At 41.7% G+C, this 17,445-nt stretch carries 20 protein-coding genes and 1 riboswitch; of the genes, 7 read left to right on the forward strand and 13 right to left on the reverse strand.

The genetic code is table 11. The features are described from left to right. The first annotated feature begins 183 nt into the window (after positions 1–183). Positions 184–1,173: an NAD(P)/FAD-dependent oxidoreductase gene (locus JOC33_RS18585; protein WP_205094051.1), complete on the forward strand. Its 990-nt coding sequence runs from the start codon at positions 184–186 to the stop codon at positions 1,171–1,173. Between the two features lie 149 nt (positions 1,174–1,322). Here JOC33_RS18585 and JOC33_RS18590 read toward each other — a convergent pair whose 3' ends face one another. From JOC33_RS18590 to JOC33_RS18610, 5 genes are all read right to left on the reverse strand, one after another. Continuing rightward, complete coding sequence (locus tag JOC33_RS18590) at positions 1,323–2,267, reverse strand: NERD domain-containing protein (protein ID WP_205094052.1); 945 nt, start codon at positions 2,265–2,267, stop codon at positions 1,323–1,325. Between the two features lie 424 nt (positions 2,268–2,691). After that, positions 2,692–3,054 (reverse strand): HesB/IscA family protein, encoded by a 363-nt coding sequence (locus JOC33_RS18595; RefSeq protein ID WP_205094053.1) that lies wholly within the window; start codon positions 3,052–3,054, stop codon positions 2,692–2,694. 92 nt (positions 3,055–3,146) lie between these two features. After that, positions 3,147–3,977 (reverse strand): diaminopimelate epimerase, encoded by an 831-nt coding sequence (gene dapF / locus JOC33_RS18600; protein WP_239534316.1) that lies wholly within the window; start codon positions 3,975–3,977, stop codon positions 3,147–3,149. A gap of 195 nt (positions 3,978–4,172) precedes the next feature. Further along, on the reverse strand, positions 4,173–4,409 hold the full coding sequence (locus tag JOC33_RS18605) for a YuzB family protein (RefSeq protein WP_205094055.1): 237 nt from the start codon (positions 4,407–4,409) through the stop codon (positions 4,173–4,175). Positions 4,410–4,521: 112 nt separating this feature from the next. Beyond that, positions 4,522–4,851: a YuzD family protein gene (locus JOC33_RS18610; RefSeq protein WP_205094056.1), complete on the reverse strand. Its 330-nt coding sequence runs from the start codon at positions 4,849–4,851 to the stop codon at positions 4,522–4,524. 165 nt (positions 4,852–5,016) lie between these two features. Here JOC33_RS18610 and JOC33_RS18615 point away from each other — a divergent pair, with 165 nt between their 5' ends. Continuing rightward, positions 5,017–5,238: a NifU family protein gene (locus JOC33_RS18615; protein WP_062440865.1), complete on the forward strand. Its 222-nt coding sequence runs from the start codon at positions 5,017–5,019 to the stop codon at positions 5,236–5,238. A gap of 76 nt (positions 5,239–5,314) precedes the next feature. Here the strand turns inward: JOC33_RS18615 and JOC33_RS18620 are convergent, their stop codons facing one another. Then, on the reverse strand, positions 5,315–6,280 hold the full coding sequence (locus JOC33_RS18620; protein WP_205094123.1) for an NAD(P)-dependent oxidoreductase: 966 nt from the start codon (positions 6,278–6,280) through the stop codon (positions 5,315–5,317). A gap of 87 nt (positions 6,281–6,367) precedes the next feature. After that, complete coding sequence (locus tag JOC33_RS18625) at positions 6,368–7,333, reverse strand: protein kinase family protein (RefSeq protein WP_205094057.1); 966 nt, start codon at positions 7,331–7,333, stop codon at positions 6,368–6,370. Between the two features lie 122 nt (positions 7,334–7,455). Here JOC33_RS18625 and JOC33_RS18630 point away from each other — a divergent pair, with 122 nt between their 5' ends. Then, positions 7,456–7,974, forward strand: a complete 519-nt coding sequence (locus JOC33_RS18630) for a phosphatidylglycerophosphatase A family protein (RefSeq protein WP_205094058.1) — start codon at positions 7,456–7,458, stop codon at positions 7,972–7,974. 242 nt (positions 7,975–8,216) lie between these two features. Here the strand turns inward: JOC33_RS18630 and JOC33_RS18635 are convergent, their stop codons facing one another. Further along, on the reverse strand, positions 8,217–8,987 hold the full coding sequence (locus tag JOC33_RS18635; protein WP_205094059.1) for a TIGR01457 family HAD-type hydrolase: 771 nt from the start codon (positions 8,985–8,987) through the stop codon (positions 8,217–8,219). A gap of 37 nt (positions 8,988–9,024) precedes the next feature. Beyond that, positions 9,025–9,462: a type VII toxin-antitoxin system HepT family RNase toxin gene (hepT, locus tag JOC33_RS18640; RefSeq protein ID WP_205094060.1), complete on the reverse strand. Its 438-nt coding sequence runs from the start codon at positions 9,460–9,462 to the stop codon at positions 9,025–9,027. Between the two features lie 140 nt (positions 9,463–9,602). Here hepT and glpX point away from each other — a divergent pair, with 140 nt between their 5' ends. Both glpX and JOC33_RS18650 read left to right on the forward strand, forming a co-directional pair. Continuing rightward, positions 9,603–10,580, forward strand: coding sequence for a class II fructose-bisphosphatase (gene glpX / locus JOC33_RS18645; protein ID WP_205094061.1), 978 nt, complete (start codon positions 9,603–9,605; stop codon positions 10,578–10,580). 12 nt (positions 10,581–10,592) lie between these two features. Next, positions 10,593–10,862, forward strand: a complete 270-nt coding sequence (locus tag JOC33_RS18650) for a DUF3055 domain-containing protein (protein WP_205094062.1) — start codon at positions 10,593–10,595, stop codon at positions 10,860–10,862. 43 nt (positions 10,863–10,905) lie between these two features. On the opposite strand, the gene JOC33_RS18655 is transcribed toward JOC33_RS18650, so the two are convergent. Further along, positions 10,906–11,181, reverse strand: a complete 276-nt coding sequence (locus JOC33_RS18655; RefSeq protein WP_205094063.1) for a YutD family protein — start codon at positions 11,179–11,181, stop codon at positions 10,906–10,908. A gap of 140 nt (positions 11,182–11,321) precedes the next feature. On the opposite strand from JOC33_RS18655, the gene JOC33_RS18660 reads away from it, so the two are divergent. Together JOC33_RS18660 and JOC33_RS18665 are read left to right on the forward strand one after the other, a co-directional pair. Continuing rightward, positions 11,322–11,972 (forward strand): YhcN/YlaJ family sporulation lipoprotein, encoded by a 651-nt coding sequence (locus JOC33_RS18660; RefSeq protein ID WP_205094064.1) that lies wholly within the window; start codon positions 11,322–11,324, stop codon positions 11,970–11,972. A 125-nt stretch (positions 11,973–12,097) separates the two neighbouring features. Then, a complete protein-coding gene (locus JOC33_RS18665; RefSeq protein ID WP_205094065.1) occupies positions 12,098–13,072 on the forward strand; it encodes a M23 family metallopeptidase in 975 nt (324 codons plus the stop codon). 593 nt (positions 13,073–13,665) lie between these two features. On the opposite strand, the gene JOC33_RS18670 is transcribed toward JOC33_RS18665, so the two are convergent. From JOC33_RS18670 to JOC33_RS18680, 3 genes are all read right to left on the reverse strand, one after another. Then, the gene (locus tag JOC33_RS18670; RefSeq protein ID WP_205094066.1) at positions 13,666–13,770 is read right to left on the reverse strand and encodes a methionine/alanine import family NSS transporter small subunit; all 105 of its coding nucleotides are present in this window, start codon (positions 13,768–13,770) and stop codon (positions 13,666–13,668) included. Position 13,771: 1 nt separating this feature from the next. Then, the gene (locus JOC33_RS18675; protein WP_205094067.1) at positions 13,772–15,301 is read right to left on the reverse strand and encodes a sodium-dependent transporter; all 1,530 of its coding nucleotides are present in this window, start codon (positions 15,299–15,301) and stop codon (positions 13,772–13,774) included. 218 nt (positions 15,302–15,519) lie between these two features. Then, positions 15,520–17,100, reverse strand: coding sequence for a Na+/H+ antiporter NhaC family protein (locus tag JOC33_RS18680; RefSeq protein WP_205094068.1), 1,581 nt, complete (start codon positions 17,098–17,100; stop codon positions 15,520–15,522). A 134-nt stretch (positions 17,101–17,234) separates the two neighbouring features. After that, positions 17,235–17,415: riboswitch (Lysine riboswitch) on the reverse strand. Positions 17,416–17,445 lie beyond the last annotated feature (30 nt).

The raw sequence follows: 17,445 nt of genomic DNA on the forward strand, positions 1-17,445 counted from the left end.
TCTAGTCACCATCTTATTCTTTTTCGACGAATTTTTCAACCCTTTCGTCATTTGACCGAATTTTAATAATTTTTCGGTAAATTGCCGGTTTGTAATTGGCGGCGGACAGCTACATGGCAGAGTAATTTATGATAAAATAGAAAAGGTCGTAAAAAAATACAGTCTGGAATAGGGGGAAGCGTTATGAGTAATCAAGTGTATGACATTACGGTCATCGGGGGAGGTCCCGTGGGCTTGTTCACAGCTTTCTACGGAGGGATGAGACAAGCAAGCGTCAATATCATTGAAAGTCTCCCTCAATTAGGTGGCCAGTTATCCGCACTCTATCCTGAAAAATACATCTACGACGTAGCGGGCTTTCCAAAAGTACGTGCCCAGGAACTCGTCGATAACCTTAAAGAACAAGCGATGGCATTTAATCCAACGGTTTCATTAGAGCAATCCGTTGAGAAAATAGAGCGTTTGGAGGATGATACCTTCAAATTGACAACTAATAAAGGGGAACATTTATCCCGGACAATCATAATCACTGCCGGAAACGGAGCATTTCAGCCACGTAAACTGGAATTGCCAAAATGCAGCAATTATGAAGGTGTCAACCTTCACTACTATGTAGATGACATGAATAAGTTTACGGGTAAACGTGTCATGGTTTGCGGCGGTGGCGATTCAGCAGTGGATTGGGCGTTGATGCTTGAGCCGATTGCAAAGGAAGTGACCCTGGTTCACCGGCGTGATAAATTCCGTGCCCATGAACACAGTGTTGAAAAGTTGATGAATTCCAGCGTAAATATCAAAACCCCTTTCACTCCAAAAGAAGTAGTCGGTGATGACTGTATCAGACAAATTATTTTGAAGGAAACAAAAGGTGAACGTGTCGAATCAGTAGATGTTGACGATGTGCTCGTTAATTATGGTTTCATTTCTTCTTTAGGTCCTATCAAAGAATGGGAGCTTGAAATCGAGAAAAATAGTATTGTCGTCAACTCTAAGATGGAAACAAATATCCCTGGTATATACTCAGCTGGTGACATATGTACTTACCCAGGTAAGGTCAAACTGATCGCCTCTGGTTTTGGAGAAGGGCCGACCGCTGTAAACAATGCTAAAAACTACATCGATCCGGATGCCCGTGTCCAGCCAAAACATTCTACCAGCATGTTCGGGCAGTAACAAACCAGCCGCAGCTATGAAAGCTGCGGCTGTGTGTTTATATCGTTATTAAAAACTTCCCACAGGTTTATCACTAACTATAACAACAGGACAACCTGTGCCCCTATTACTGCTACAGATAACAAACCTTAGTACTAGCCTTTCGCCTCCTAAAGCGTAAGGCTAGAGTTATACAGGCTTATATGCTTATCCATGCCGGCGTTCTCGATGCTATGCTTAAGCTTTTCCAACTCATCCTCCGTATAGATTGAATCACATTCCTCAAGACGCTTCACCAGAAACCTGGTTAGCGCTTCCTGGTCATCGAACACATACGGTGTAGTAGTTTTTGAATAATTGACGAGCTGGTTGCCATGATGGTCAATAAATAGAATCGGGGTGATAGGGTTATGAACGGTATGCTTTTCAGCGATTGGCTGAAGATGATCCACACCCTCCATTACTCTTTTGGCAGGATTTTCAACAGCAACTACCTTTAAACCAGTCTCTTGCCTGTTGTCAAAAACAATAGTCTTTTCTATTTCCTTTTCTTCCATGGGAAACAGATCATTAAGTATGAATGAAAAATCTTTCGCTCTCTCCTTTGTAATACCGTAAAAGACGTTTCCTTGAAAAGCCTTTGTATCAATCAGGTAGATCCCTGTTTTCAGCAAGACGATATGCCCCACCTTGACTGCAGATATATCATCCTGTGTGTTAGAAGGTAAGAATACTTTAGGAAGAATTATCATTTCTGAAGGCTTGATTGTGCCTTCAGTCACGAGCTTTTCCTTTAAGCTGCTAAGTATGTGATAGGTATTTACCTCACATGTTGTCTTCGATATTTTTTCCATATCATGGACATAGGCCTTAAACTCGGTGACTTTCTTTTCATAGTCTTTTTTTGCCTTTTCCTTTTGTTCCTTTTCCCTGTGTTTATATTTCTCTTCGACTTTATTGATCGTTGACACGGCTTCTACTTCAAGTTCCCCTAGCACTTTCTTGTTGGCTTTGTTAATTCTGTATAAGAAAAACATCAGAACAAAAACAACTAACACTAAACCGATAATGACTACACCCAGTACATAGTAATTCAAAAAATCATTGATATCCATAGACTATTTCCTCCATGCAGTTTTTTTATAGGTTTCGAAAAAGTCATGCCGGGTAAGGTAGCCTATTTGAAATTGGTTAATATTACTTAGAGTATAAATACCGGGAAAAACTGAAGCATAAACAATCCGAACAATTTTATTGAAGTCAGTTCCAATTATGTGGGCATGGCCAAAAACTGACTTGGCCAGGAAGGTCGCTTGACCTAAAGTTAAATTGGGAATAATTCTCTTAACCTGTATCTCTTTATACTTGTTTTCTCCTTCTCTTTTTTTCCATTAAAAAACCTTCTCAATTAGTCATTCATTGACTATCGAGAAGGTGGTAGTTCACACTCCATATTTATCCTTGTGGTTATTGGGTTGGGGATCCGCAACTTCCCAATGTCATCCACAATCCTGAACCGATATATTTCTCCTATATATTTTAACAGCTTTCGTCTGGTGTCCCGGCATTTGTTGCTGTTTTAAAAGAAGACCCACATCCGCAGGAAACGATGGCATTAGGGTTATCAATCGTGAAACCTCCACCCATCATATTCTGCTTAAAATCAATGGTTGTTCCTTCAATTATTGGAGCATCTTGACGATGGATGACAACTGGAATTCCATTCGCGTCTTCCAGAAGATCTAATTCTTCATTGATGTCTTCTTCAAAACCCATTGCATATGAAAGACCACTGCAGCCGCCGCCTTTGACACCAAAGCGCAAACGTACACTCTCAGATTCTTCTTCCTTCATCATTTCCTTGATCTGCTGACTTGCAGCATCTGTTATATTGAGAATCATCCGTGTCTCTCCTTTCATTCCGTTACCTGTAGTATACTAACTCCAGCTCTTCCTATCAAATCACAAGCTTTAATTTTGGAATTATTTTCTAATTAATATATAAAGTTTCCTGTGGCCACGTTTTCCGCAGGACCCGTCATCCAAACACGCCCTTCCTCATCCCAGTTGACCACAAGATCTCCTCCGGCTAAATGAATCACTATATCCGACCCGCGTTTGGAATAGCCGTTTAAAATAGCAGCAACACCAGCTGCACAGGCTCCTGTTCCACATGCCTGAGTTATCCCGGAACCTCTTTCCCACACTCTAAACTGCAATTCCTTTGGCGAAACGACTTCCACGAATTCAACATTTACCCCTTCCGGAAATCTTTTATCATCCGTTATCATAGGACCAAGCTCGTCTAATGGAGCATTGTGGATATCATCGACGAAAAAAACGGCATGGGGATTCCCCATAGAAACTGCCGTTAATTCCATCGGGTGATGTTTGACTAAAAAAGATTCAGCAACAACCTTGCTGGTTTCATCCCCTATCATTGGGATATCACTTCGGGACAATTTGGGGCTGCCCATATCAACTGTAACCTCGGAAACTCTCCCGCCCCTCAGTGACACTTCCGCGTCAACGATACCGGATTTAGCTTCGATATGAAAACTTTCAGTTGATACGATCCCTTTTTCATAAGCATATTTTGCGACACAACGCAGCCCATTTCCGCAATTGCGACCTTCCGATCCATCTTTATTAAATATACGCATCCCTACCTCAGCGCTATCACTGGGATGAATAAGAATCAGTCCATCTGAGCCGATTCCGGTATGTACGTCAGAAACCTTACGCGCCAAATCAGAAAAAATTTCTTCCTCTAATGTAGTTTCGAACAAGTCAACGAATATATAATTATTACCTAAGCCATGCATTTTAATAAATGGAATTTCCACCCTGACCACTCCCTTTTAGTTATTATAGCTAATAACCTTTAGCCACCGAACCCCCATTTAAAGCTCCTGGGTCCAATTATAAAAAGAAGCCGTACATCAACTGAACGGCTGTGAGTACTGATTAATTAATTTAATGGCCTTGTCTGTTTTTCTCTTATTTCAAGTAAACGGGTACTAAAAAAGGGGATTCTCCTCCAGATGCTGGTAAATATTTTCGACTAGTTCTTCTGGACTGTCAGCAGTTACCCGCTCCCCATTGACAAGGGCGAACATCGTTTGGGCGCATAACCCGCAATGGCTTAAGCAGCCATATTCTATTACATCAAGATCCGGATCTTTTTCCAGTTCTTCCATGGCTTTTTGAGAACCACTTGCTAAATTGTTAATGCAAAATTCGATTATCGGATTCATCACATCACCTCATTATTGCCTGGATGAATCCCCCACTAAACATTTATAGTACCATAATCCTTATTATACAAACAATAGAACGACTCCATTCCTGCCAGAAACATCACCGCTGTTATTTTTTCCCCTCGAGTCCTCTTTCTTCGAGAGAGTTATAAACGGTCTTAAGGCGGGGGTTTCCTTCCCCGACGATAGTGTCATTTACCACTACGAGTGGATAGAATAATTCTTCATCCAATATACGTTGGACGTATTCCTGATGTCGTTCATCTTCTGGAGGATTGAATATATCAACATATTCGTATATAATACTTCCTTCTCCATACTTTCTAGAAATGGCAGCTTGCAGCCATTCATAGGTCTCTTTTGATCCAGGTGAATTGATACAGCTCGGACAAATCTGATCCGCTCCGTATACGACCAGCCGAACAGGCTTACTTTCCATGAAAACGCCTCCACATATGTTGTTATGTACGTTCATTTCTATTTTACAAAATCACAGAAAAAAGATAAAATGAAAATAGTTCTCAATCCAAATAGAAAGACCAAAGAATAGATTTTTTTCTGCTGAGGTTTTATAATGAGAATATGAGAAAGGGGAAGATTGCTAATGCAAACACAGGTGCAAGAAGTGTTGAATAAACTCCGTCCTTTTTTACTTCGTGACGGCGGGGATGTTGAGTTGGTAGACGTAGAGGAAGGTATCGTACGTCTGCGTTTGATGGGCGCCTGCGGCAGCTGCCCAAGTTCAACCATCACATTGAAAGCGGGTATTGAACGCGCATTGGTTGAAGAAGTACCAGGCATCCGTGAAGTCGAACAAGTATTTTAATTTAATGATATATGTTAATCCACACAGGAGCCTGTGTGGATTTTTTATATACCGTCTGACAGTATAGATGTTTTTATCAGTTTACGGGAGTAACCGCTTTTTTCCCTTGTAACACAGCAATCACATTATCGATACATAAACCCATCATTTTGTACCTTGTCTCCTTACTCGCTGACCCAATATGGGGGAGGCAAACCACCTGTTCAAGCTCTAATAAAGGGTGATCAGGGGAAATGGGTTCATTTTCAAACACATCTAAGCCTGCTGCCTGTATTTCTTTATTTACTAAAGCCTGATACAGTGCTTCTTCATCGACAAGCTGACCGCGTGAAGCATTGATGAAGATTCCTGAGGGTTTCATTCCATTAAATGCTTCTTTATTGAACAGCTTTTCCGTCTCCTTCGTGTAAGGCGCAAGACACACAACATAATCTGCTGTAGCAAGAAGCTCGTTGAAGGAACAATACCTTGCATCCAGCTCTTGTTCTACTTCCGGTTTTCTATTCCGGTTATGATAAAGAATGTTCATCTCAAATCCCCTGGCACGACGAGCGACGGCTTCTCCGATTCGTCCCATTCCGACAATGCCGATAGATTTATGGTGAATATCTGTTCCTGCTAAAAAGAGCGGAGACCAGTTTTTCCATTTACCTTGTTTAATGTATTCACTTGCTTCCATCATTCTTCGACCAGCAGCCATCAATAGGGCGAATGTCAGATCTGCGGTGGTGTCGGTAAGTACGTCGGGGGTATTGGTTACCTGAATGCCTAAATCAGCTGCTGAGTTAATATCGACATTGTCAAAGCCGACAGCCATATTGGCTACAACTTTCAGATTACTCCCCTTTGACAACAGTTCGTAATCCACCTGGTCACTGAGCACCGTCACCAATGCATCTGCCCTGGCAGCCTCTTTAAGCAGTATATCCCGTTCGACTGGTTTTTCTGCATAATCCCACATCCCGACATCAAACATATTTGTCAATGGTTCAACTACTTCATCAGGAAGTTTGCGTGTAATGTATACATAATTTTTCATTATAATCAGGCCCCCTTACAATCTTAACCTGATTTTAGCACAACCTCCTTTCCGGTCTCCAATTGCAGGAGGTTTAGGATTAAGTGCCAGTTACCAATCAAGTGTTGGGATATCAAGCTGCTCCGGGGACATTTTGATCATATGGAAAAAATTATGCAGATGCTTTTCGTAATATTTCTGGTTATCAAACATTTCTTTTGTCTCAACTAATAATCCTTCTTCAAAAATACGGGAGGCAGTATAATCAAACTGATCCAGTAAATGAACCGGGAAAAGCAGCCTGGCATATAATAACCTTAACCCAAACACAGATAGTGGGGCAGCTGACTGGTATTCACTTAAAAAAGCTGCAGCCCCAGCGGGGTTCTCATCAGCTAAAAGCTTCCTCCTTAATGATTCGGCAAGATCACGAGATGGGTGATCCGATCTCAGCTGGTCACACCAGATATAACGCTGGGGTTCAGTGGGATACCGGTCAAATGTAAACGTCGCCTGATCCCCCTCCTGGTGGCGTTTCTCCTGTTCACTTTCCTGAAGGTACTGAATCGCATTCTCCCCCATCCCTACCACATAAGGGGCACTATCCAACCAGAGCCGATGTAACTTACCTACTGGCCTTTCCTGATGTAATTGTCCAATTTTCGCCTCAAATTGATCAATTCTCTGTGCCCACAGCTGCTTCCATTGTCCATAGCTGCTCAGGTTGGTAAGCTGATATGGATAGGTAGATCCAATCTGGTGAAAGCTTGCCAGCTGAGTTGCTGTTAAAGGGGGTGTACGCTGAGGGTTATAGGAGGCTCGGCATACAACAAACGTCTGTTGATCAAATGATGTGCAATAACGATTTTCTTTTCCGAGTACGGGATATACTATATTATGCACACCAGCATTCATAAGAAAACTACACGCATCACTAAGCTCATGGTAAGTACCTTCTCCGCCAAAAGCGGGAAGTATAAAATAATAATCCCCCTGATATTCATACCCATGATTGTCATCGATATTAACAGCTGAAGCTGCTCTGATATCAATATAATTGGATAAAATTTGATCCATTCTGTCTGCACCTCATTCCTAATGCTATAATAGACCAATACAACATGACGAAATCTTAAATTGTTTCACTACTTGCCAGGCAGGGAAGCGCAATTTATAAAAGGGAGGTCACTAGAGTATATATGAGCGAAAATAGAAAAATGAGTCAATTAGAAAAAAAAGCACGAGACTGGCTGAAAGACCGCGGAGTTGATATAACCGACATCGCTGAGCTCGTCTACTACCTTCAATCTAGATACCATGAAAGCCTGACCATGGATGATTGCATTTATAATGTGGAAAAGGTGCTTACCAAACGCGAAGTCCAAAATGCGATCCTGACGGGTATCCAGCTTGATGTTTTTGCCGAAAAAAATCAGCTGGAGGAACCACTCCAAAGCACAATCGGAATGGATGAAGGGCTTTATGGTGTGGATGAAATCATTGCCTTGTCCATTGTCAACGTTTACGGCTCCATCGGATTTACAAATTATGGGTATATAGATAAGCAAAAACCAGGCATTCTTAAAAAATTAAACGATAAGTCTACCGGCGAATGTCATACATTCCTGGATGATATTGTTGGGGCAATTGCCGCCGCTGCTTCAAGTCGTCTTGCTCACAGTGCGGTCGGTGAAGAATCAGCAGAAGATGACGAATAGAGTGAACTAGAGCCGGAAGATATTCTTTTTGTCTTAAGGAATTTCCCAAGGAGCAAGGATCCTTCCACTCCAGCGGAAGAACGAGTGCGCCGCGATCGCTGAGCGTGGTTTTCGCGAGGAAGCTCGGGCGCTCGTCCGCGGAAAGGGAAGGGTCATTCGCTCCTGGCGACAAGAAAAGCTTGCGGTAAAAAGGGTTCTTCACAAGCTGAGAGCCGTTACCCGTGAAAGGGTAACGGCTCTCTTTATATATATTTAATCCAATCAAGCAAGGTAGCAGTTGTATATGTTGGCTTTCTGTCATAGCCATTTAAATCTTCCTTGGAAGTAACTCCTGTAAAAACCATGAGAGTATCCAAACCTGCATCCATACCAGCCAAAATATCCGTATGGTAATTATCTCCGACCATCAATACTTTTTCTTTAGGATAACCTAATGTTTTAATGGCTTGTTCCATGATTACAGCTTCTGGCTTACCGACAAAAACGGGTGCTATTCCTGTGCTGATAGTGATAACAGATGTTATCGCCCCATTCCCCGGCACCATCCCTCTCTCTGTCGGGATAGCCACGTCAGCATTGGTGGATAAAAAACGGGCACCATCGCGGACGTTCAGACATGCCTTCGTCAATTTTTCATACGATATATCCCGATCGATACCTATGACAACATAGTCTGCTTTTTTTTCGGTCAGTTTCAGTCCTGCCTGATCGAGCTCATAAAACAGCCCTTCTTCCCCAATTGCATACACGGTTGCCTCGGGCTGTTCCTCGCTGATATACTGAGCTGCTGCCATACTGCTCGTATAAACTTGTTTATTTTCCGCTGGAATATCCATTCCGTTCAACTTTTCAGCTATTTGCTCCGGTCTTCTGGATGAGTTATTGGTCACAAATAAATGTGGAATCTTTTTTTTGTTTAATGCTTCGATAAAGTGTACAGCGTCTTCAATCCGTTCCGAACCTCGATACATCGTTCCGTCTAAATCAATTAAATAAGCTTCATACTTCTTCATACAGACACCAACCTAATATACCATCCTTCCAGAGAAATCAATTGTTAGTAAAAGCAGAAACTGGTCCTAGTTCTTCATCTAAGTATCTTCTGACATGCCCAGGAAATTGTTCGATAACCTCTACATGCTGTTCCCAAAGGTTACGGATTTCGTCATGATCGATTTCCAAATAATCCTGGACAAGCATTTTTCTAAGCTTGATAAATGTCTTGAAAGCTTCTTCCTGTTCTTGAGGAATGACTTTTTCATCGGTTAGGATATCTATGATATCATCATAGCTTCCAGGATCACGCATAATGAAACCATCAATCATCATATTCCCGACATCAATGATGGTCTCTATAGTCATGTGTGTCATCCGCTCGAGGCTCAGCCTTTCTAAAAACGACTGGTAATCGTGATTTTGATATTCCTGAATCATTCCTTCCATATAGAGCAATATACTTTCCATTCTTTTTCGATCGACAAAATACATACCGCACCTCCTGATGATGCATTAATCTCCCACCATGATACCATATTTGCCAATGGAAAAGGAAAAGGATGCATATTTACGTTTTTACATGCATTCTGCTATCATAAAAGAGGACTTTAAATGTATCGGAGGAGAATTTATTGGATAGAGAATTGGCATTAGAACTAGTAAGGGTCACAGAAGCTGCTGCGATAGCTTCGGCACAATGGATGGGGCGCGGGGATAAAATGAACGCTGATGACGCAGCAACAACAGCCATGAGGACGATGTTTGATTCTGTGGCGATGGATGGAGTTGTGGTCATTGGAGAGGGCGAATTAGATGAAGCTCCAATGCTGTATATCGGCGAGGAACTGGGCAATAAGAGCGGTCCTGCAGTTGATATTGCAGTCGATCCCCTGGAAGGGACCAATATTGTTGCTAAGGGACATAACAACGCCATGGCTGTTATTGCAGCTGCTGAAAGAGGCGCATTGCTCCATGCACCGGATATGTATATGGACAAAATCGCCGTTGGTAAATATGCCAAAGGACTGATCCACCTCGATGATCCGATCGAAAGAACCATCGATATCGTCGCAAGAGCCAATAACAAACGGGTCAGGGACCTCACTGTTATCATCCAGGAGCGGGATCGCCATGAAGATATTATTCAACGTGTAATTAAAAAAGGCGCAAGAGTCAAATTATTTGGTGATGGAGATGTTGGAGCATCTATTGCCACCTGCCTTTCCCATACAGGGGTAGACTTATTCGTAGGAAAAGGCGGCGCACCTGAAGGGGTTATTTCAGCTGCTGCCATCAAAAGTCTCGGCGGCGACATGCAAGCTAGACTAGCTCCTCAGAATGACGAAGAAGCTGAACGTTGTAAAACAATGGGATTAAGAGATCCAGAACAACTTCTTACGTTAGATGACCTCGTGAAAAGTGATGATGCAATTTTCGCAGCAACCGGAGTAACCGAAGGGGAATTGTTAAACGGTGTGAAATTCCTTGGCGGCGACCTGACAGAGACCGATTCGATTGTCATGCGGGCAAAAACGAAAACTGTTCGCTTTATTAAAGCTCATCACCATCTGGAGCATAAACCGCACTTGGTTACAGATGAGAATGCATAAGGAGGAAGGCATATGGAGGAAGAGCGCTTCTTTTTATACGATGAAAAAGAGCAAAGTGATACTAGGTTTGTAAGCTTTATGGGAGAATCTCATCGCCACGATTTAGCGTTAGTCAAAACAAGCAGATATTATGGCAAAACGTTGGTGCTTGATATCCAAGGAAACCGTTTTGCCATTATCGGTCATGACGATCTTGAAGAGCCAGGGTATCTTGAACATGCCTTCAATATCAACGAAATAGATGCAGAAGAATTACGTGACTTCCTGCGGGAAGCGATATAAAGAAATCCTCAGTCCATAATGGGACTGAGGATTTTTTTATGATTCATGATTCGAATTTTTTTAAAATGAAATAAGCACAACCAAAATTACAGTATTCGTATAGATAATCTTCTAATGTGCTTATTTTCGTGTCAAATGTCGATTTCGGATTATGGTCATGATAAAAGCCGCGAAGACGCAGCTGCCCATATCCCCAGTCCCCTACAATGAAATCATACTTGCTCAGAATGTCGCTATACCTTTGTTCAAGGGCTTCAGCATCGAATCCATTTTTATGATTTTCCTGAATTTCATATTGGTTTCCATGAAGTTCAATCATTTCCATCACCTCTTACGATATTTAAAGTTTATCATAATTAATGCACGGAGTAACAGGTAATATTTATTTCGTATGAAACGATTACCTCAGCCAAAAATAACTACGAAGGGAGAGTTATGCTGAATCGGGAGGTTTCATAAATGAAAAAGGTGCATTTCACCATCAGCACTGCTGTTTTGACTACAGGCCTATTGCTAGCTGGATGTGCAAATGACAACGGCGCTATGGATCAATATGGCGAAGGAAATGAGAACCAAAATCAAGGGGCGTTAAATGGCGACCCAATGGATAATTATCAGGCTCCAGGAACAAGGAACGGCGACTTGAATGATTATGTCGGTTATGTACGATATGACAAGACACAAGTTGATACCCGAGGTAACTATGAGGCTAAAGTCAACCGGGAAGAAACGGCTGATATGATCACAAAAATGATTTTAAGCTACGAGCAATTTAATAATGCTGCCACCCTTGTCACCGATGATGAAGTATTAATTGCATACGAGACTTCTGAAAATATGGATCGCAATCAGGCAGCTGATATGGCTAAGAAAACTGCTTATTCTCTTGTTCCCCGTTTTTACGAAGTTTATGTCTCAGATAATCCAATGGCATTTGAAGATATCCAAAGTATGAGTAATACCAGAATCAGTGACCGCAACTACGATAAAGTCCTTGAAAGTATCATTGAAAGGATGCGTAAAAGCCCTCAAGGGGAAGTAACTTATAACGATGAAACCAAGTCCATGAAAGACAAACGTGATACTGGCAACGAAACAACCAACCGATAACTAACCAAAAAGGAAAGTCTTGGAACTTTCCTTTTTTGGTGAAAGGAATTTCACTATTTTACCACTTATAGATGACCATTACCTTCCACAAGCTAACGTTATCAATCAGATGGAGTGACAGATAAATGAAAAAGGTACCTCTGTTTATATTTATGTTGGCTTTCTTTTTTGGATTAATGCCTGTTATTACTATATCGGCTCAGGAAAAACAGAGCGATGATTATAAATTAAGAATGGAATTATATAAAAAAACTGCCGCCCCTTCCTTGATTCCCTGGTACTTTTTAGCTGCTGTCGACCAATTTGAACGGCAGATACACAAAGAAATCCCAGAAGGGCGTGTCACAGCTGTTCGTCCCGAGCAATATTTCTGGAATGGGCTAGGAAACCCTAACCAGAGCGATCAGCAAACACCTGGTATTGCAGCTATGTTCAATGGTTGGGCCAGTGATGGGAATGGGGATGGCATTGCTGATCGAAATAACGATGAAGACGTCCTTGCCACGATAGCAGCATATATTGCTTCCTATGGTCATACTAAAAGCGATTTCAAGATAGCTTTATGGAATTATTACCACAGGGATTTGACTGTACAAACGATCATCAACAACGCAAAAGTATTTAAGCATTTTGGAACTATCGAATTGAAGGATAGGGATTTCCCTGTTCCATTAGGGGCTAATTACAGTTACAGAAGCACCTGGGGAGATGCAAGGGGATTTGGCGGAAGAAGAATACATGAAGGTACAGATATATTTGCGAACTACGGAGTTCCTGTAAAATCAACTACTTACGGGGTTGTAGAAATAAAAGGATGGAATAAATTTGGAGGTTGGCGGATTGGTATTCGGGACATCTTCAATATTTACCATTACTATGCTCACTTAAACGGCTTTGAAGATGGAGTAAAAGTCGGCGATGTCGTTAAGCCAGGTGACGTAATCGGTTCTGTTGGAGCATCTGGCTATGGTCCACCAGGTACCTCAGGGAAGTTTCCTCCTCATCTTCACTACGGTATGTATAAAGATAACGGGTATAGTGAATGGTCGTTTGACCCTCACCCTTATTTAAGAAAATGGGAAAGAATGGCAAGAAATTAACGCAGCAGAAAGAGGATGGAACATAAGTAAAACAATGGTATCAGAAACGGACATTAACATTGAATTTTATAGACGCAGAGCATTAACGTAGGCTGAATATGGAGACTCCCTCCGGGAACAGCACGAGCCGAAGATCTACTTTGTCAAGCGATCTTCTTGACCAAGTAGGCTTGAGGCCGTATCCGCGGAAAGCGAAGTGTTTGGACGAAGCGATGGTATTGCAGGTAACAAATAATCCGAACAGATTATATGAAATCGTTCGGATTATTTTATACATTTAGAAAGTATAAAATTTTGCAAAGAATTTTTTCGACGTAGTGAAAATTTCAAAGTACCAAGTATAAGAAAAACTAAACGCATTATCTAAAGGACAAGTGAATGCGAGTTTTTCTAATGCTCTATTCAGTTTTGTCTAATCCTACCTTTTTTTACCAATTCTTAAAATAAATGTATGTCACTAAGCCGAAAGAATATCACCTCTCATTCCAACACCAGGTGGAAACATTGCTTAATTCATTTTTATAAAGAAAAACCCGTGAAGAACTTACATTCTCCCCAGGTTTTCCAAATTAAAGCTGTAATTCTTAAACAGCTTATTCTTGTTTAGCTTTTTTGACTGCATTTAAAATGCTTAAGATCCAACCTCCCCATATAACGACCATACCGATAATCATCATTAAGATAGCGCTACCAGTCATATCAGCCTACCTCCTTATGCTTCTCATCCAGTGTGGTGGTATGCCAGCGTTTCATCGCGATGACTATCCCGAGAACCAGTGCGAATGCTGCTACTGCCCATCCACCGAAAAGGATAAACGTATCCGAGTAACCTTCATAGTTACCTGTTTCTGTATCAAATTGTTTAAGAATATTTTGACGGAACAGGTCAAACATCATATACCCGAGAACTAATGGAGTAATAATGCTTAAGCAGATTTTCCACCATCCGCCGAGGTGAATATCGGAAATTTCGTTTGCATGACTTTGAAAGTCGTTAAGTTTACGGACAAACCAGGCAATCGTGACTACTTCGACAAGACCAAGGAAAGCAACACCGAATTGGTTGATAAAGTAATCGGCAGCATCCAGGAAATACAGTCCGCCTTGAGTTGCAAATAGTAAAGAGATCACAGCGGCAGCCCCACCGCCGACCCCAACTGCAACATTTCTTGACAGTCCTAATTTTTCCCTTAATGCTGCTACATAGGTTTCTGAAATAGAGATAAGCGATGACAAACCAGCCAATACAAGTGATACAAAGAATAGAACTCCAAAAAGTCCATTCAATGCCGGAAACTCATTAATGATTTGCGGGAAGACAACGAATGCAAGTCCTACGCCTCCACTGACAACCTCTTCTACTCCTACTCCCTGCTGGGAAGCCATGAAGCCAAGGGCTGCAAATACACCAATACCTGCCAATAGCTCAAATCCTGAGTTACTAAAACCGGTTATAAAAGCGTTATTCGTAATATCTGACTTCTTTGGCAGATAACTCGAATAAGTAATCATAATGGCAAATGCAATAGAAAGACTGAAGAAAATCTGGCCGTATGCAGCCACCCAAACACTACCAGAAGTAATCACTTCAAAGTTCGGTTCGAAGAAAGCCTGCAAACCTTCCGCAGCACCAGGCAGTGTAACCGCCCTAAGTACAATCACTAGGAAAAGGATCACAAGGGTTGGTATGAAGATTTTGTTTGCAACCTCGATTCCTTTTTTTACACCTTTAAACAAAATCCCTAAAGTGACTAACCATACAATCAAAAGAGGAATGAATACACCAGGTACCAGGCTTCCCGTTTGGCCAGGATCAACGGATAAGTTCAAATAATCGCTAAACAGGAAGCTTTCTGTGTCATCTCCCCAACTTAAATTGAAAGCAAATACACTGTAAGACATTGCCCAGGCAATAACCACGGAGTAATACGTAGAAATTACAAAAGCTACTAACACTGCCCACCATCCAATCCATTCCGTTTTTTTATTGTTTATGCGGAACCAGGTAAGCGGTGCTGACCCACGATATTTGTGACCCATGGTGAACTCCATTACCAATAGCGGTATCCCTGCCGTCAATAAAGCGAAAAGATATGGAATGAAAAATGCTCCCCCGCCATTTTCATAAGCTACTGCAGGGAAACGCCATATATTACCGAGACCGATAGCTGAACCAACGGCAGCCATTACAAATCCGGCTCTCGTCCCCCATTGTGCACGATTTTCCATTTGTAGACCCTCCTTTTTTTATTTCCCTCTTACTTGTCTATATGATTTTGCAAGAGAGAATGTTAAAAAAATTTACTTTTTTCAGAATATTTGCCTGCTTGTATTATAACTAGACTAAAGACGGATGTAAAGGAAAATCTGCAGAGACCAAAACTTTCTAATAAAAGTAAATAAAAACAGTAAAGGGTGCATGGTTGAGCCATGCACCCTTTATCGTGTTACTCTTTATTCAATTTATAAGCCGGGTTAAAAAGATGGATAAAAAGACCTATACCAAGTGTCAGCACTATACTTACTAACAGAGGCAGCCAAATTTGACTGGTAAAGCCAAGAACAGCGTATCCCCCTAAAGCTGCTCCAGCAGCAATGAAAGCATAAGGCAGCTGGGTCAATACGTGGTCAATATGGTTAGAACCAGCACCGGTGGAAGATAAGATAGTCGTATCTGATATTGGTGAACAATGGTCTCCGAATACAGCACCCGCTAAAACAGCGGACAATGCAGGAAGAATGATGGATGGGTCAGTTACAGCTGCAATTTCCCCTGCAATTGGGAGCATGATACCAAAAGTTCCCCATGAAGTGCCTGTAGCTAATGCCATAAATCCAGCAACAAGGAATAACAGCAATGGGAGAAAACTTGCGCTTATCGATGCATTTTCTACAACAGATGCAAGGTATTCTCCTGTACCTAACTGGTCAATGACCCCACCGATCATCCATGCAAAAATCAATATATAGATAGCAGGAAGCATCGATTTTGTACCTTCCCAAAACACATTTCCTATTTTGGACTTCGGACCTGGCTGCATCACATACAGGGCCAGTGCAACAAGGACGCTTAAAAGTCCGCCTATAAACAAGGAAATGTTGACATTGGTATTTTCAAATATCGTTAAAATATTCATGGAACCGCCATTCCGGATGCCTGTAATTATCATAGCACCGACAGTAGCAATGATTAACGTTAGCAATGGGAAAAGAAGGTGATACATTCGGCCATTGTCGTGTGCCTTAAATTCATCATTCAGATCCCCCGGAATATCTCCTTTTGATGGATCGACCAGCTCCCCGGTTTCGAGAGCTCGCTTCTCATGCTTCCGCATAGGGCCAATATCTAATTTTAAGAATGCTACCAGGAAAACGAGCAGTATAGCTGCGAAAGCATATAGATTAGCTGGAATCATCTTAATGAATGCTTCTAACGGCTGATAATTGGTGATTTCATTAGCTGCCAGGATACTGCCGATTGTACCGATAATATAAGCACCCCAGCTTGAAATCGGTGAAATGACAGTAACTGGTGCAGAAGTGGAATCAATGAAATACGCAAGCTTCGCACGTGATACTTTATAACGGTCCGTCAAAGGCCGTGCCACCTGCCCTACAGCCAGTGCATTGAAGTAGTCATCAATAAAGATAATGATTCCAAGAACTGCAGGAGTGGCCTGAGCCCCTTTTCTGGTTTTGATACGATTAATCGCCCATTCTCCAAAAGCCTGGCTGCCTCCAGAAGCTGTCATAAAAGCAGTAGCAATTCCTAATAAAATGAGAAAAGCTAATAGATAAAGACTTCCCATGTTCCATCCTGCTGTAGAAAGAAGCTGGGATGGATCACTGATAAAAATCTGATAGAACAAAGTCCATATTGCACCTATGGCATCAATTATATGGAAATCATAGAGCATCAGCGCCCCTACTATGATTCCAGCACCTAAAGACAATAAAACCTTACGAGTTAAGACAACAAGAATAAGCATTAAAATTGCCGGGATTAACGAATAAATAGTTCCTTCCAAGGTGTTTCCCCTCCTATGTGTTTCTGCAAGTCGTCTCTTGCACTACCCACCCTGAAACAGAAGAATAAAAAAAGAGCAATGAAAGAAAAATAATCCATCATTGCCCTTTATAGCAAACTTGATTATCCTCCATTTCGATCAGTAGCGCATCATGCACAGCTATTTTATGCATGACAGTACATTTCCTATTCGGATATGCACCAGCAATCAGCGGCCAGACACCACTTTTTGCTTCGGCAAACAACCCTTCCACCAACCTTCATTGTTGTCATCCTCCAGTTGATTAATCATGCTGCTTGCACCTCTACCTCACCGATCTGATAAGGTTACGCAGTATTAAAATTT

It is taken from the genome of Thalassobacillus pellis, from assembly GCF_016908295.1.
In the GTDB taxonomy this organism is placed as follows: domain Bacteria; phylum Bacillota; class Bacilli; order Bacillales; family Halobacillaceae; genus Thalassobacillus; species Thalassobacillus pellis.

Coding starts and splice junctions, on each gene's coding strand:
- JOC33_RS18670 (WP_205094066.1), bottom strand. CDS start 13,770: ATGACTGGTAGCGCTATCTTAATGATGATTATCGGTATGGTCGTTATA.
- JOC33_RS18585 (WP_205094051.1), top strand. CDS start 184: ATGAGTAATCAAGTGTATGACATTACGGTCATCGGGGGAGGTCCCGTG.
- JOC33_RS18595 (WP_205094053.1), bottom strand. CDS start 3,054: ATGATTCTCAATATAACAGATGCTGCAAGTCAGCAGATCAAGGAAATG.
- hepT (WP_205094060.1), bottom strand. CDS start 9,462: ATGTATTTTGTCGATCGAAAAAGAATGGAAAGTATATTGCTCTATATG.
- JOC33_RS18605 (WP_205094055.1), bottom strand. CDS start 4,409: ATGAATCCGATAATCGAATTTTGCATTAACAATTTAGCAAGTGGTTCT.
- JOC33_RS18610 (WP_205094056.1), bottom strand. CDS start 4,851: ATGGAAAGTAAGCCTGTTCGGCTGGTCGTATACGGAGCGGATCAGATT.
- JOC33_RS18665 (WP_205094065.1), top strand. CDS start 12,098: ATGAAAAAGGTACCTCTGTTTATATTTATGTTGGCTTTCTTTTTTGGA.
- JOC33_RS18590 (WP_205094052.1), bottom strand. CDS start 2,267: ATGGATATCAATGATTTTTTGAATTACTATGTACTGGGTGTAGTCATT.
- JOC33_RS18650 (WP_205094062.1), top strand. CDS start 10,593: ATGGAGGAAGAGCGCTTCTTTTTATACGATGAAAAAGAGCAAAGTGAT.
- JOC33_RS18635 (WP_205094059.1), bottom strand. CDS start 8,987: ATGAAGAAGTATGAAGCTTATTTAATTGATTTAGACGGAACGATGTAT.
- JOC33_RS18630 (WP_205094058.1), top strand. CDS start 7,456: ATGAGCGAAAATAGAAAAATGAGTCAATTAGAAAAAAAAGCACGAGAC.
- JOC33_RS18655 (WP_205094063.1), bottom strand. CDS start 11,181: ATGATTGAACTTCATGGAAACCAATATGAAATTCAGGAAAATCATAAA.
- JOC33_RS18675 (WP_205094067.1), bottom strand. CDS start 15,301: ATGGAAAATCGTGCACAATGGGGGACGAGAGCCGGATTTGTAATGGCT.
- dapF (WP_239534316.1), bottom strand. CDS start 3,977: ATGCATGGCTTAGGTAATAATTATATATTCGTTGACTTGTTCGAAACT.
- JOC33_RS18660 (WP_205094064.1), top strand. CDS start 11,322: ATGAAAAAGGTGCATTTCACCATCAGCACTGCTGTTTTGACTACAGGC.
- JOC33_RS18615 (WP_062440865.1), top strand. CDS start 5,017: ATGCAAACACAGGTGCAAGAAGTGTTGAATAAACTCCGTCCTTTTTTA.
- JOC33_RS18625 (WP_205094057.1), bottom strand. CDS start 7,333: ATGGATCAAATTTTATCCAATTATATTGATATCAGAGCAGCTTCAGCT.